We start from the raw sequence: 14,324 nt of genomic DNA on the forward strand, positions 1-14,324 counted from the left end.
CCGTGGCCTGGTCAGAGCTTGCGCAGCCGCTCCAGCGCGGCGCGCAGCGTGTCGTCCTTCTTGGCAAAACAGAAACGCACCACGCGCTGGTCAAACCCGTCTCCGTAGAACGCCGACAGCGGAATCGCCGCCACGCCCACCTCGCGGGTGAGCCACTGGCAGAAGTCCGATTCGTTCAGGTCGCTCACGGCCGAGATGTCCACGCACTGGAAGTAGCTGCCGGTGCTGGGCAGCAGCTTCAGGCGCGAGCCCTCCAGGCCCTGGCGGAACAGGTCGCGCTTGGCCTGATAGAACGCGGGCAGCTGCAGGTAGGGCGCCGGGTCCTGCAGGTAGGCGGCCAGGCCGTGCTGCATGGGCGTGTTCACGGTGAACACGTTGAACTGGTGCACCTTGCGGAACTCGGCCGTCAGCGCTGCGGGGGCGGCCACGGTGCCGACCTTCCAGCCGGTGACGTGAAAGGTCTTGCCAAAGCTCGACACGATGAAGGCGCGTGCCGCCAGGCCGGGAAAGCGTGCAGCGCTTTCATGCTCGGCGCCGTCGAACACCATGTGCTCGTACACCTCGTCGCTGATGAGCAGGATGTCGGTGGGCGCGAGCAGGTCTTCCAGCTGGCGCATCTCCTGGGCCGTCCAGATGGTGGCGCTGGGGTTGTGCGGGCTGTTGATGAGGATGGCGCGCGTGCGCGGCGTGATGGCCGCACCGATCTTGCCGAAGTCGGGGCGGAAGGTGCCCGGCGTGAGCGGCACGCGCACCGCCTTGCCGCCCGCCAGTTCGATGTTGGGCACGTAGCTGTCGTAGCAGGGGTCGAGCACGATGACTTCATCGCCTGGGTGCACGATGGCCAGGATGGCTGTGATGATGGCCTGCGTGGCGCCGGCCGTGATGGTGATCTCGGTGCCCGGGCTGTACCGGCGGCCGTGCAGCGCCGCGATCTTGCTGGCGACCGCCTCGCGCAGGGCCGGGATGCCGGGCATGGGCGGGTACTGGTTGTGGCCGGCCTGCATGGCCCGCGTCACGGCATTCACCAGCTCCGGGGCGCATTCGAAGTCAGGAAACCCCTGGCCCAGGTTGACCGCGCCGTGCTCGGCCGCCAGGGCCGACATCACGGTGAAGATGGTGGTACCCACCTGGGGCAGCTTGCTGGGGAAGGCGGGTGTGCGGGCAGTGTCGGTGGTCTCAGTCATGGCGCTGTGGCGGGAGGTCAGGCTGGGAAGCAATGGGGCGGTGGAATGGGCAATCGGGCGGGTGCCGGTGTCAGAGTTCGTAGTCGTTGACGTGGCCGGTCATCGCGCGGGCGATGAGCTCGCGGCTCAGCCGGTCGCTGAGCAGTTCGGCGAACTTGTAGACGAAGTTGCGCAGGTACGCACCCCGCTTGAAGGCCACCCGCGCCACGCTCTGGCCGAACAGGTGCCCCACGGGACGCACGGCAAGGTCACCCACGGGGTCGTCGCGCATGGCCATTTCGGCCACGATGCCGATGCCCAGGCCCAGGCGCACGTAGGTCTTGATCACGTCGGAATCGATGGCCTCGAGCACGATGCGCGGCTGCAGCTTGCGTGCGGCAAAGGCATGGTCGATCTTGCCGCGGCCGGTGAAGGAGGGGTGGTAGGTGATCAGCGCCTCGTGGGCCAGGTCGTCCAGCCCGATGCGCTCCTTCTGCGCCAGCGGGTGGTCGTTGGGCACCACCAGCACGTGCTGCCATTCATAGCAGGGCAGGGTGACGAGTTCGGGGTAGTCGGCCAGGGATTCGGTGGCCATGCCGATCTCGGCCACTTCATCGATCACCATGCGCGCCACTTCGTGCGGTGTGGCCTGGTGCAGGCTGATGTTGACCTTGGGATAGGCCTCGCGCAGGCGCGCCACGGGCACGGGCAGCACGTAGCGGGCCTGGGTGTGGGTGGTGGCGATGCTGAGGGTGCCGCTGTCCTGGGCGCTGAACTGCTCGCCGATGCGCTTGAGGTTGCCCACCTCCCGCATGATGACCTCGATGCTCTTGAGCACGTGCTGGCCGGGTTCGGTGATGCGCTTGAGGCGCTTGCCATGGCGCGCGAAGATGTCCACTCCCAGTTCTTCTTCGAGCTCGATGATGGCCTTGGACACGCCCGGCTGGGAGGTGTGCAGGGCCTTGGCCGCTTCGGTCAGGTTGAGATTGCGGCGCGCAGCCTCTTGAACGAAGCGGAATTGGTGCAGATTCATATCTGATATCGCCTAAAGAGTTGCATCATTATGCTGCAGCTATCTAAGGGATTTCAGCGGAAGGCACCTCACAGGCAATTTCTGCCATCAAAGCCGTCATGCGCGGGTCTTCGCCAATGGCGGGCTGCACATGGAACCGCACGGCGGGATGGGCCGCTCGCAACTCCTCCACCAGCAGCGGCAGGTCGTTCCGCGCATGCTTGCCCGTGCCAAGGAACATGGGCACGACCGTGACATGGGCCGCTCCCTGCGCGACGAGCTGGTCCGTGGCCTGTGCCAGCGTGGGGGTGCACAGCTCCAGGTACGCGCAGGCCACAGGGCGGTCCGGGTGCTGCCCGCCGATGCGGGCGGCCACGGCTTCCATGGGGGCGCGCCACAGGGGGTCGCGCGAGCCGTGGGAGAACAGGACGATGGCGCGGTGGTTCATGGGTTGCAGATCGGGGCAGGGTGACAGCCGGGGCTAGCGCCGGAGCACCAGCCATCCAAAGGCCGCGAGCGAAAGCACGGAGTAGATCAGCCCGGGCGCGGCCGCCGTGAGCCACGGCGACCAGTTCTGCAGGTTGCCCGCATAGCCAAACACGTTGTTCAGCAGGAAGAAGCTGATGCCGGCCATGACGCCGCCAAACACATAGCCCGCGATGCCGCCCGAGCGGAAGTGCAGGTAGGCAAAAGGCAGGGCCAGCACCACCATCACCAGGCAGCTGAGGGGATAGAACACCTTGCGCCAGAACTCGATCTCGTAGCGCTGGGCGGACTGGCCGTTGGCGTCGAGGTGGCGGATGTACTGGAACAGGTCGATGGTGGCCATGCGGTCGGGTTTGAGCAGCGAGGCGGCCACCATGTCGGCGCTGATGCGGGTGGGCCATTGCAGGGTGGGGGCATCGAAGTGCTCCACGCGCGCTTCGTCGCCGCCGCGCTGCTCGAAGCGGCTGCGCTGCACCTTCTCCAGATTCCACGCGCCGTCCGGCCCAAACTGGCCCGCCGCCGCCCGTGTCTGCGATGCCAGCCGGCCCTTGGCATCGAACTCGAAGATGCGCACGTCCAGCATGCCGCCGTTGGTCGTGAGCGCGCGCACGTTCACCGCATAGGAGTGGTCGTCCTGGCGCTCCTTGAGCCAGGCGCCGGTGGCGCCCGTGGTCAGGCGCCCGAGGTACCGCACCTTGACCAGCTGGGCGGCGCGGTCGGTCAGCGGCGCGATGTAGTCGCCCACGGCGAAGGTCAGAAGCACGAAGAAGCCGCCCAGCGCCACCAGCGTGCGCAAGGCACGCCAGGGGCCCATGCCGCTCGTGCGCATGATGGTGAACTCGGAGCTTTGGGCGAGCCGCGCCATCACGAAGATGGTGCCGATGAGCACCGTGATGGGCAGCAGCTCGTACAGGTGGCTGGGAATGCTCAGCACCACGAACAGGAACGCGTGCGAGAGCTGGTAACCCTCGGCGCCGGTGCGGCCCACCCAGCGCAGTTCGTCCACCAGGTCAAAGAAGAAGAACAGCGCCAGAAACCCGGCGGTGACGAAAGCGACCGCGAACAGGGCTTCGCGGTGGATCAGGCGGCGGATGGTTTTCATGCGGGGCTCCCTGGCGGCGTGGGCTGCCAAAGCCGCCGCAGCGTCCAGTGATTGTGGCGCGCGGCCAGTACCAGCAGCGACATGAGCAGCATGCCGCCGTGCAGCAGCACCATGAAGCTCACCAAGCCGAGCCGGCCTGCGCCCACCCAGCTTTGCCCCAGCGTCATGAGGTTGTAGTACACGATGAAGGCAAAGAGCGCGAACACCAGGCTGGTGCTGCGCGCGGCGCGCGGGTTGACGCTGGCCACGGCCAGCCCCAGCACCACGAAGTTGAGCGCCGCCAGCGCCAGCCCCAGGCGCCAGCCCAGCTCGGCCCTGTAGGCGGGCAGGGGCTGCATGAGCAGCTCGTGCGTGGCGCGGGTCTTGACGGAGAGCTCTTCGGCCGAGCCCGCGGGCGCGGAGCCAATGCGGGTGCCGTATTCGACGAACTCGCTGATTTTCACGCCGGGTTTGTCGCGTGAGGTCTCCAGCCGCTGGCCCTCGCTCAGCACGGCCATGCGCTCGCCGCCCCGTGTCTCCAGCCGGGCGCTGCGCGCGGAGGTGACGGATTCGCGGGCACCGTCGGTGGCGGCGATGAAGATGTTGTTGCCGGCCTGGGTGTCCGGGCTGTCCTTGTCGATGAAGAACACCCGGCTGCCATTGGAGGATTCCTGGAACTCGCCGGGTGCGATGCGGTCGATGTCGCTGCGCTGTTCATAGCGCGTCTTGAGTTCCTGGATCTGGGAATTGGCCCAGGGCCAGACCAGCAGCGACAGCACGGCGATGATGACCATCACCGGCCAGGCAAAACGTAGCAAGGGCCGCAGCAGGCTGACCAGCCCGCGGCCGCTGGCGAACCAGATGACCATTTCACTGTCTCGGTACATGCGCGACAGCGTCCCGACCACGGCGATGAAGAGGCTCAGGCTCAGGATGGTGGGCAACTGGCCCAGCACCGTGAACCCCATGACCAGCATGACATCGGAAGGGCTCACGCTGCCCCGCGATGCCTGGCCCAGGGTGCGGATGAGCATCATGGTCATGACCACGGTCACCAGCACCACGAGGGTCGCACCGAAGCTGCGCGCCAGCTCCTTGCGGATGGATGAATCGAATAACATTGGCGAGGAGCGCGCTATGCACTTTTGCGTGCATGTCAAAGTGCATAGCACGCTCAAAAGGAAAACACCGATTATGAACTTTGATCTCAAGACCCTTGACCTTGCTGCGGCAGCTTCGGAAAAATGCGACCTGCTGGTCGTCCTGCTTCCCGAGGGCTTCAAGCCTGGCAAGGATGCGCTGTCTGCCCTGGCGGCGCTGGCGCTCAAGAACGGAGATCTGTCCACCAAGGCAGGCAAGCACCTGCAGCTGTACCAGGTGCCTGCCGTTGCCGCCCGCCGGGTGGTTCTGGTCGGACAGGGCGACGGCGCGGCCCGCGCCACGCGCCAGGCCCTGCAGGCGGCGGGATCGGCCATCAAGGCGCCGCAGACCAAGCGGGTGGCGCTCTGTTTTGCGGGTGCTGCGCAGCCAGCTGCCGTCAGTGCCGCCGTGCAGGCCGTGGCCGAAGCGAGCTACGTCTATACGACCACCAAGACAAAGGTGGAGGCGCGCAGCCTGAACCGCTGCGTGGTGGGTGTGCACAGCGTCCCCGAGGTGCGCGAGGATTTCGATGCCGGCGTGGCACTGGTCGCCGGGGTCGAGTTCGCGCGGGAATGGGGCAACCGCCCCGCCAACCACGCCACGCCCAGCCTGCTCGCCGATGCGGCCAAGACACTGGCCAAGCTGCCCCGCATCCAGTGCAAGGTCCATGGCCCGGCTGAGGTGGCCCGCCTGGGAATGGGCGCCTTCCTCGCCGTGGCGAGGGGGTCCGAGGAGCCTTTGCGGTTCATCGAGCTGCGCTACAGCGGCGCGGCCAAGGACCAGGCGCCTGTCGTGCTGGTGGGCAAGGGCATCACGTTCGACACGGGGGGCATCTCGATCAAGCCCGCGCCGGAGATGGACGAGATGAAGTTCGACATGTGCGGCGCCGCCAGCGTGCTGGGAACGTTCCGCGCGCTGGGCGAGCTGCAACCCGCCATCAACGTGGTGGGGCTGATCCCCGCCTGCGAGAACATGCCCGACGGCCGTGCTGTCAAGCCCGGCGACGTGGTCACGAGCATGAGCGGCCAGACCATCGAGATCCTCAACACCGACGCCGAAGGCCGGCTGGTGCTCTGTGATGCGCTCACCTATGCGTCCCGCTTCAAGCCCGCCGCCGTGGTGGACATCGCCACGTTGACCGGCGCGTGCGTGATTGCGCTGGGTGGCGTGCGCAGCGGGCTGTTTGCCAACAACGATTCCCTCGCAGCCGCGCTGCAGGAGGCCGGGGAGTCCGCGCAGGACCCCTGCTGGCGCATGCCGCTGGACGACGATTACGCGGATGGCCTCAAAAGCAATTTCGCGGACATGGGGAACGTGGCGGGCCGCGCGGGCGGTTCCATCACCGCGGCCAAGTTCCTGCAGAAATATGTGGGTGACCTGCCCTGGGCCCATCTGGATATCGCGGGGACGGCCTGGAAGGGTGGGGCCGCCAAGGGGGCCACGGGGCGGCCGGTCGGGCTGCTGGTGCATTACCTTCTGGGGCAGGCGGCCAACACCAAGCCCGCCTCCAAGGCCTCTTCGGCCGCGCGTGCGGCCTCCCCCAGGCCGGCGACGGTGAAGGCGCCGCGCGCCAAGCTCGGCTGATCTCGCCATGACCGAGGTCGCGTTTCACTTCAATGCGCCGGACAAGCTGGCCTATGCATGCCGCTTTGCGCGCAAGGTGCAGCGCAGCGGTGCACGGCTGGTGATTGCAGCACCGGCCGAGACGCTGGCGGTGCTGGACCGCATGCTCTGGGTGCTGGCGCCGCAGGATTTTGTGGCCCATTGCCTGGGCGGTGCCGACGAAGAACTGGTCCATGCATCGCCCGTGCTGCTGACGGCCGACGCGCGTTCCGCCGCGCACCACGAGGTGCTGTTGAACCTGCACGCCGAAGTGCCGGAAGGGTTTGGCCGGTTTGATCGCCTGGTCGAGGTGGTGAGCGCGCAGGATGAGGCCGATCGCGGCGAGGCGAGGTCGCGCTGGCGCCACTATGCCTCGCGCGGGTATGAGATCACCCGCCACGACCTGGTGCTGAAAGCCGGCTGATGGCACTGCCCCCCAAGACGCCTCCGCGCTTTGTCCCCACCCTCACCGAAGTGGTGCGGGCGCCGGATTCCGCTCCATCGCAGGCCGCGGCCGCTGCACCATCGCGCACCACGGTCATGCATCCCTCCATGCTGCCCGAGGCGCGGCCGGCGGCGAACGCCGTGCACCAGGCGGCGCAGCCGCCGGGTTCCTTCGTGCATGGCGCCCATCGGCCCGCCGTGGCCCCGCCAAGGCCCGCCGCTCCGCCGGGCATCGTGCCCGCGCCGGCCCGCAATGCTCCGGCAGCGGGCACCGTGGCGCCGCCCGTGTCCGTGGGGGCCGTGAGTCCGGTTGCGCTGACCCGACCATTGCCGGAGGGCATGGAGGAATACATGGTGCACAGGGTCATGCAGCGCGTGGACGTTGTGCTGGATCAACGTTTGCGCGAAGCGATCGCCACGGTGGTGCAGGAGCAGACACGATCGGTGCTGCCACGGCTGCGCGAAGAGATTGAATCGGTGGTCCGGCACGCTGTGTACGAGGCGGTGGCGGATGAGCTGGCCAGCGGGACGCCCTCGGTGCCAAAGGGATGACAGGGTATTCCCCTGTGGTTTCTCTCGCTTTTAATCGTGTTCCCTAATGATCTGGCCCGTAAATTGCGATATGTTCGCCTGCGTTGAGACACAAGAATATTCTCAGCGTTTATCTTTACTGGAGATTGATATGCAATTGAAGTTGAAACTGACCGTGGTTGCTGCTATCGCGGCTGCTGCTGGTGTGGCCTCTGCACAAGAGCAGGTGGTCAAGATCGGCCATGTGGCTCCGGTTTCCGGTGCCCAAGCCCACTACGGCAAGGACAACGAAAATGGCGCCCGCATGGCCATTGAAGAGCTGAACGCTCAAGGCGTCACCATCGGCGGCAAGAAGATCAAGTTCGAACTGCAGGCCGAAGACGATGCAGCCGATCCAAAGCAGGGCACGGCCGCTGCACAAAAGCTGTGCGACTCCAAGGTCGCAGGCGTTGTCGGTCACCTCAACTCCGGTACCACCATCCCAGCATCCAAGGTCTACAACGACTGCGGCATTCCGATGGTGACGGGCGCTGCGACCAACCCCAACCTGACCAAGCCAGGCTACAAGACCACCTTCCGCATCATCGCCAACGACAACGCCCTGGGCGCTGGCCTGGCTTTCTACGCGGTCGACACGCTCAAGCTCAAGACCGTTGCCATCATCGACGACCGTACCGCTTACGGCCAAGGCGTGGCAGACGTGTTCAAGAAGACGGCCACGGCCAAGGGCATGAAGGTGGTGGACGAGCAGTTCACGACCGACAAGGCCACCGACTTCATGGCCATCCTGACCGCCATCAAGTCCAAGAACCCTGATGCGGTGTTCTACGGCGGCATGGACCCACAAGCCGGCCCCATGCTGCGCCAGATGGAGCAGCTGGGCATGGGCAACGTGAAGTACTTTGGTGGTGATGGCGTCTGCACGTCGGAAATCGCCAAGCTGGCCGCCGGTGCCAAGACCCTGGGTAACGTGATCTGTGCCGAAGGCGGTTCTTCGCTGGCCAAGATGCCTGGCGGCACGGCCTGGAAGGCCAAGTACGACGCCAAGTACCCCAACCAGTTCCAGGTGTACAGCCCCTACACCTATGACGCCACGTTCCTGCTGGTGGACGCCATGAAGCGTGCCAACTCCGTGGACCCCAAGGTGTACGTGAACGAACTGGCCAAGGCCAGCTTCAAGGGCGTGACCTCCACCATCGCCTTCGAACCCAACGGCGAAATGAAGAACCCCGCCATCACCCTGTACGTCTACAAGGACGGCAAGAAGACCCCGCTGTAATTAGTCAGCGCGGTACCGCGCTGCAGGGCCCCTGTGCCCTGCAGGGCTCAAAAAAGGCTTCCCTCGGGAAGCCTTTTTTATTGGGCACCCGCGCCGTCGATGGCGCAAGCGGCCCGGTTGTTGCCCTGCTGGCTAGCGTCTTACCTGAAGCGAGCCTGGATTCACGATATTGGTGGGCGTGCCCTTGATGAAATTCACCACGTTGTCGAATGCCGCGCCAAAGTACAGCTCATAGCTGTCCTGCTCGACATAGCCAATGTGGGGCGTGCAGATGCAATTCTCCAGCCGCAGCAAGGCGTGGCCCTGAAGGATGGGTTCGCTCTCGAACACATCGACCGCCGCCATGCCGGGACGGCCCCGGTTCAACGCTGCGATCAGCGCGTCGGGCTCGATCAATTCGGCCCGCGATGTGTTGACGAGAAGGGAGGTGGGCTTCATGCAAGACAGGTCTTCCAGCGAGACGATGCCGCGCGTTTCATCGTTGAGGCGCAGGTGCAGCGAGATCACGTCACACTGCGAGAAGAACTCCTCGCGCGTGGTCGCGGCCTGGTAGCCGTCCGTCAAGGCCTGGGCGCGGGACGCTTCGCGGCCCCAGATGCGCACGTTCATGCCGAAAGCGCGTCCGTAGCCAGCCACGAGCTGTCCGATGCGGCCATATCCCCAGATGCCCAGCGTTTTGCCGCGCAGCACGTTGCCAAGGCCGAAGTTGGCGGGCATGGATGCGGTCTTCAGCCCGGACTGCTGCCAGGCGCCGTGCTTGAGGTTGGCGATGTACTGCGGCAGCCTGCGCATGGCTGCCATCACGAGGGCCCAGGTCAGTTCGGCCGGGGCCACCGGGGACCCTATGCCCTCGGCCACGGCAATGCCCCGCTCCGTGCACGCCGTCACGTCGATGTGACTGCCGATCTTGCCGGTTTGCGCGATCAGTTTGAGACGGGGAAGCTTTTCCACCAGTTGGCGCGTGATCTGTGTGCGCTCCCGCACCAGAACGATGATGTCGGCATCCTTCAGGCGGACAGAAAGCTGCCCAAGTCCTTTGACGGTATTGGTGTAGACCTTGGCGGTGTACGCGTCGAGCCGGGATGCGCAGTGCAGCTTGCGGACTGCGTCCTGGTAGTCGTCGAGAATCACAATGTTCATCCCGATATTGTGCCTTGGTGGCGCCACCGGCATTCACCGGGCTGCCGCCCTGGGGCATCAAAGTACGGGGCTTTTGGTGACGGAGTGTTGGCGCATCCCGCAAAACGCTGCCGACCATGGCAGGACGGGGCGGGGCCGTGCCATCGCTCCCCGGCCGTTTTTCTCACGCCCGCAGATCCATCTCTTTCGAGAAGGAACGCCACACGCCAACGAGGACCGTGCCGTTGGCGCCCTTGGCCCGTGATGAAGGAAGTATCTTGGTCTCAAGAGGCCTGAAGGGCTCCCTCGCAGGCCACCATGCGGTCCAGTTCCGCGCACACGTCGGCCATCCTGCCGGCGATCACCAGCCGGCCTGTGCCGGGGGCTGAGATCCTGCGCAAGACCTTGGCGGTCCGGCGGCCCGATCCATCGGTGGGCCGCGGTGCTGCGCAGGCGCTGCGGTTTCCTGCGGGCGGCACCGGCATCGCGGGCGGTGCTCTGCGGGTGGCGGCCTGCCGCCCGGGGCCTTCGGCGGGGGGCGTCTGGGGCGTGTTGATCGTGAAGGGCCAGTTGCCGCGCAGCGGACGTGGGCCAGGGAGACCCTGCGGGCGGTGGATGCTCCTGGAGCCGGCCGTGCCCCGGCCGTCGCTGCGGTCCGTGCCATCGTGGTGGGAACGGGGTGGGGGCGAACCTGCCGCAGACGGCATCGCGAGCGCGGCGGTCGAGTGAAACCAGCGCGTCAGCGAGCGCAGCGGCACGGAGAAGGCGGAAAAGGTGGTCAAGGCAATTCCCATGTGAAAACTCCGAAGGTCGGGGGTTGGACATAGGCAGGATTGCAAATTGAACCCGCACCGCAGGGCTGGCGTGCCGGTTTGCCCGGCACACCAAACGCCCGCCACCTGCAATGCGGTAGTGAATGGACCAGCAGCCGGGACCGGCTACATCAGCATGGTGTTGCGAATGAGGCCTACCGCGAGACCTTCGATTTCGAAAGGTTCGCCAGGCTGTACCACGATGACCGGGTAGTCCGGGTTTTCAGGCAGCAGCTCGATGGCCGTGGCGGTGCGCCGCAGGCGCTTGACCGTCACGTCGTCTCCCAGGCGGGCCACGATGATCTGGCCGTTGCGCACCTCGCGGGTGGACTGCACGGCCAGCAGGTCGCCGTCCATGATGCCGGCATCGCGCATGGACATGCCACGCACCTTGAGCAGGTAGTCGGGCTTGTGCTGGAACAGGCTGTTTTCCACGCTGTAGGTCTGGTCGACGTGTTCCTGCGCGAGAATGGGCGAACCCGCCGCCACACGCCCCACCAGGGGCAGGACCAGCTGGGAGAGCCCGGGAATGGGCAGGTGGAACTGGCTGCCGCGCGCTGCATTGATGGAGCGCAGCGTGTCGCTGCGCAACCGGATGCCCCGCGATGTGCCGCTCACCAGTTCGATCACGCCCTTGCGTGCGAGGGCCTGCAGATGTTCTTCTGCCGCATTGGCCGACTTGAAGCCCAGTTCAGCCGCGATTTCGGCGCGGGTGGGAGGCGCCCCTGTGCGTGCAATGGCGGTCTGGATGAGGTCCAGGATCTGTTGCTGGCGGGCCGTGAGTTTCGGGTTGTCGAGCATGGTGGTTTCCGGTGGAGGCGGCTACAGTGAAGGACAACTGTTTTTTAATCCAGTAACTGTATTTTTCACCAGTTTTTCGGAGTATGCAAGTGAGTGGGCAAAAAATTGTGGTTTTGGGCACTGGAGGAACCATTGCCGGCACGTCGGCACAGGCGGGTGACAACATCGGGTACACCGCCGCGCAGGTCGGGGTGGAGCAGCTGCTGGCAGCGGTCCCCGGATTGCAGGAGGCGGCCGGTGGCATGCTCGTGGCGGAGCAGGTGGCTCAGATCGACAGCAAGGACATGGATGGCGGGGTGTGGCAGGCCCTGGCGCTGCGCTGCGCCCACCACCTCCAGGATGCTTCCGTGCGCGGGGTGGTCATCACCCACGGCACCGATACGCTGGAGGAGACGGCCTGGTTCCTGAACCAGGTGCTGGATACCCGGCTGAAACCCGTGGTGCTGACCTGCGCCATGCGCCCGGCCACGGCGCTCACGCCCGACGGGCCGCAAAATCTCCTGGATGCCGTGGCGGTCGCGGTGGCTGCGGGTGCCCGCGGCGTGCTCGCAGTGGCCGCTGGCGAGGTCCACGGCGCACAGCAGGTCCAGAAGGTGCATCCGTACCGTGTCCATGCGCTCAGTTCGGGCGAGGCCGGGCCTTTGGGGTGGGTGGAGGAGGGCGCCATTCGCCTTGCGCAGGATTGGCCGATACCGCCCGCCAAGCATGCGTGGGGTGCTCTGCAAAATATAGCAAATGCAGCGGCCTGGCCCCGCGTGGAGGTGATCATGAGCCACGCGGGCGCCACGGGCGCCATGGTGGATGCGCTGGTGCGTGACGGCGTCCAGGGGCTGGTGGTGGCATGCACCGGCAACGGCACCATCCACCACCTTCTGGAAGCCGCATTGCTGCGCGCGCAGGAGGTGGGCGTGCGGGTGGTCCGGTCCACGCGCTGCGCCGAGGGGCGGGTGCTGCCCAAGCCTGGTGACGTGCTGCCTGATTCCGGCGGGCTGCCGCCCCTGAAGGCCCGGATCTCGCTGATGCTGGACCTGATGCGCTGAGCGCGAAGGCTGTCCGGTGTTGTTTGCAGCCCTCAAGACACACGCCTGGGCCTACCCGGCGCTGGAAGTGGTGCACATCGTTGGCATTGCCCTGCTGCTGGGCAACCTGGTGCTGCTGGAGTTGCGCGTGTTTGGCCGGGGGGCGGCGCTGCCCGTCAAGGACCTTGCGCGGCTCAGCCTGTCGCTGGCATTGTGTGGCTTTGGCCTGGCGGCGGCATCGGGCCTGCTGATGTTCGCCACCCAGCCTTCCGAGCTGCTCGCCAGCCGCGCATTCACCTTGAAGATGCTGCTGTTAATGCTTGCGGGCTGCAACGCCGCGTGGTTCCATGGGCGTGGATCGCTGGCGCGCCTGGACGCCCTGGCCCGGGTGCAGATGCTGGCGTCCACGCTGATCTGGCTGGCCGTGGTGGTCTGTGGCCGCTGGATCGCCTATCTGTGACCTGACAAGGAGAGAACCGATGAGTCTGCAACGCCGCCGCCTGCTCCTGGCCACTGCGATGGTTCCGCTCTGGGCGCGCGCCCACCATGGCTGGAGCAGTTTTGATGCCGAGCGCCCCATCTATCTGGAAGGCACGGTGCGCAAGGTGCGCTGGCAAAACCCCCATGCCGAGCTGGAGCTGGAGCTTCCCGCGCAGTTGCGGCTTCCCGCGGACCTGGCGCAGCGCGCGGTGCCCGCCCAGGCCTCGCCCGTGGACGGCAAGGCCTTGCTGGCCAAGGCGGTGCTGCCCACCCGCAAGGACCGCCGCTGGGAGATCGAGCTGGCGCCCCTGACACGCATGCAGGCCTGGCAGGTGCAGGAGATCAAGCCCGGCACGGACCTGTCGGTGGTGGGCTTCACCCTGCGCGATGAGAAGGGCGATGCGGTGCTGCGCGCGGAATACCTTTTCGTGGACGGCAAGGCCTACGGCCTGCGCTCCAGTCCGGCCTGAACAAAACCAGGATGGGTGGCAAGGCCGGGGCCATGAGGGTCTGGCCCGCTGGTGCCACGGCGCGCCTGAAGGGGCCACCGGCACCTCCCAAAAGAAAAGCGACGCCCTGGTGCCCCATGGCGTCGCTGGTCCTGGGGCGTGGCCCTCGCGCTCAGCTGGCCAGCGCCTGGAGCGCGCGCGCGGTGATTTCTTCCACGCTGCCCGTGCCGCTGATGGCGCGGTACTTGGGGGCGGCGTCGGGCTCGGCCTGGGCCCAGCTGCTGTAGTAGTCCACCAGGGGGCGCGTCTGGTCGCTGTAGACCTGCAGGCGCTTCTTGACGGTTTCTTCCTTGTCGTCTTCGCGCTGGATCAGTTCCTCGCCCGTCAGGTCATCCTTGCCTTTCACCTTGGGGGGGTTGAACTTGACGTGGTAGGTGCGGCCGCTGGCAGGGTGCGAGCGGCGGCCGCTCATGCGTTCGATGATGGCCTCAAAAGGCACATCGATTTCGAGCACGTAGTCGAGCTTGACGCCCGCCGCCTTCATGGCGTCGGCCTGGGGAATGGTGCGGGGAAAGCCGTCGAACAGGAAGCCGTTGGCGCAGTCCGCCTGCGTGATGCGTTCCTTCACGAGACCGATGATGATGTCGTCGCTGACCAGGGCACCCGAATCCATCACGGCCTTGGCCTGCAGGCCCAAGGGCGTGCCCGCCTTCACCGCCGCCCGCAGCATGTCGCCGGTGGAGATTTGCGGGATGCCGTATTTCTGGCAGATGAACGTGGCTTGCGTGCCCTTTCCGGCGCCAGGCGCGCCCAACAGAATCAGTCTCATGGAAGTCCTCGAAGGTTAGAAATCGGTTGGCGCCGCTGGCGGGGACGTTCGAAGGGCGCCTGAAGCCGTTCTGTGCG

The 14,324-nt window shown here is 66.2% G+C and carries 16 protein-coding genes; 7 read left to right on the forward strand and 9 right to left on the reverse strand.

Translation table 11 applies throughout. The features are described from left to right. Positions 1–11: 11 nt before the first annotated feature. The 5 genes from AC07PV_RS01855 to lptF all read right to left on the reverse strand — a co-directional run bounded on the left by AC07PV_RS01855 (position 12) and on the right by lptF (position 4,863). The gene (locus AC07PV_RS01855; protein ID WP_494595743.1) at positions 12–1,184 is read right to left on the reverse strand and encodes a pyridoxal phosphate-dependent aminotransferase; all 1,173 of its coding nucleotides are present in this window, start codon (positions 1,182–1,184) and stop codon (positions 12–14) included. A gap of 70 nt (positions 1,185–1,254) precedes the next feature. Further along, positions 1,255–2,196 carry a CysB family HTH-type transcriptional regulator gene (locus tag AC07PV_RS01860; protein ID WP_218338495.1) on the reverse strand — a complete coding sequence of 314 codons (942 nt, stop codon included), beginning with the start codon at positions 2,194–2,196 and terminating at the stop codon, positions 1,255–1,257. Positions 2,197–2,239: 43 nt separating this feature from the next. Beyond that, positions 2,240–2,623, reverse strand: coding sequence for a sirohydrochlorin chelatase (locus tag AC07PV_RS01865; RefSeq protein WP_369642537.1), 384 nt, complete (start codon positions 2,621–2,623; stop codon positions 2,240–2,242). A gap of 33 nt (positions 2,624–2,656) precedes the next feature. Continuing rightward, complete coding sequence (gene lptG / locus AC07PV_RS01870; RefSeq protein ID WP_494595740.1) at positions 2,657–3,763, reverse strand: LPS export ABC transporter permease LptG; 1,107 nt, start codon at positions 3,761–3,763, stop codon at positions 2,657–2,659. Continuing rightward, positions 3,760–4,863, reverse strand: coding sequence for an LPS export ABC transporter permease LptF (gene lptF / locus AC07PV_RS01875; RefSeq protein ID WP_218294878.1), 1,104 nt, complete (start codon positions 4,861–4,863; stop codon positions 3,760–3,762). Before lptF ends, lptG begins: the two co-directional genes overlap by 4 nt. A gap of 73 nt (positions 4,864–4,936) precedes the next feature. Between lptF and AC07PV_RS01880 the strand changes: the two genes are divergently transcribed. From AC07PV_RS01880 to AC07PV_RS01895, 4 genes are all read left to right on the forward strand, one after another. Continuing rightward, a complete protein-coding gene (locus tag AC07PV_RS01880) occupies positions 4,937–6,466 on the forward strand; it encodes a leucyl aminopeptidase (RefSeq protein WP_494629216.1) in 1,530 nt (509 codons plus the stop codon). A gap of 7 nt (positions 6,467–6,473) precedes the next feature. Then, complete coding sequence (locus AC07PV_RS01885) at positions 6,474–6,908, forward strand: DNA polymerase III subunit chi (RefSeq protein WP_218294880.1); 435 nt, start codon at positions 6,474–6,476, stop codon at positions 6,906–6,908. Next, positions 6,908–7,480 carry a hypothetical protein gene (locus tag AC07PV_RS01890; RefSeq protein ID WP_494600366.1) on the forward strand — a complete coding sequence of 191 codons (573 nt, stop codon included), beginning with the start codon at positions 6,908–6,910 and terminating at the stop codon, positions 7,478–7,480. The genes AC07PV_RS01885 and AC07PV_RS01890 overlap by 1 nt, the downstream gene beginning before the upstream one ends. A 130-nt stretch (positions 7,481–7,610) precedes the next feature. Then, positions 7,611–8,738: a branched-chain amino acid ABC transporter substrate-binding protein gene (locus AC07PV_RS01895; RefSeq protein ID WP_218294882.1), complete on the forward strand. Its 1,128-nt coding sequence runs from the start codon at positions 7,611–7,613 to the stop codon at positions 8,736–8,738. A 132-nt stretch (positions 8,739–8,870) separates the two neighbouring features. Here AC07PV_RS01895 and AC07PV_RS01900 read toward each other — a convergent pair whose 3' ends face one another. The 3 genes from AC07PV_RS01900 to lexA form a co-directional block, all read right to left on the reverse strand. Then, complete coding sequence (locus AC07PV_RS01900) at positions 8,871–9,878, reverse strand: D-2-hydroxyacid dehydrogenase family protein (RefSeq protein ID WP_218294883.1); 1,008 nt, start codon at positions 9,876–9,878, stop codon at positions 8,871–8,873. Positions 9,879–10,141: 263 nt separating this feature from the next. Next, on the reverse strand, positions 10,142–10,639 hold the full coding sequence (locus AC07PV_RS01905; protein ID WP_494629218.1) for a hypothetical protein: 498 nt from the start codon (positions 10,637–10,639) through the stop codon (positions 10,142–10,144). A 156-nt stretch (positions 10,640–10,795) separates the two neighbouring features. Then, positions 10,796–11,470 carry a transcriptional repressor LexA gene (gene lexA, locus AC07PV_RS01910; protein WP_494629220.1) on the reverse strand — a complete coding sequence of 225 codons (675 nt, stop codon included), beginning with the start codon at positions 11,468–11,470 and terminating at the stop codon, positions 10,796–10,798. An 83-nt stretch (positions 11,471–11,553) separates the two neighbouring features. On the opposite strand from lexA, the gene AC07PV_RS01915 reads away from it, so the two are divergent. From AC07PV_RS01915 to AC07PV_RS01925, 3 genes are read left to right on the forward strand one after another with little or no spacing between them, the layout of a single operon-like run. Next, entirely contained in the window at positions 11,554–12,510 is a 957-nt protein-coding gene (locus AC07PV_RS01915; RefSeq protein WP_218294886.1) for an asparaginase, read from the forward strand. Between the two features lie 19 nt (positions 12,511–12,529). After that, positions 12,530–12,949 (forward strand): hypothetical protein, encoded by a 420-nt coding sequence (locus AC07PV_RS01920; protein WP_218295306.1) that lies wholly within the window; start codon positions 12,530–12,532, stop codon positions 12,947–12,949. A gap of 19 nt (positions 12,950–12,968) precedes the next feature. Beyond that, positions 12,969–13,439, forward strand: a complete 471-nt coding sequence (locus AC07PV_RS01925; RefSeq protein WP_218294887.1) for a DUF6152 family protein — start codon at positions 12,969–12,971, stop codon at positions 13,437–13,439. Positions 13,440–13,590: 151 nt separating this feature from the next. Here AC07PV_RS01925 and adk read toward each other — a convergent pair whose 3' ends face one another. After that, positions 13,591–14,247 (reverse strand): adenylate kinase, encoded by a 657-nt coding sequence (adk, locus tag AC07PV_RS01930; protein ID WP_369642533.1) that lies wholly within the window; start codon positions 14,245–14,247, stop codon positions 13,591–13,593. Positions 14,248–14,324 lie beyond the last annotated feature (77 nt).

This window comes from Acidovorax sp. GW821-FHT09A11, assembly GCF_059418365.1.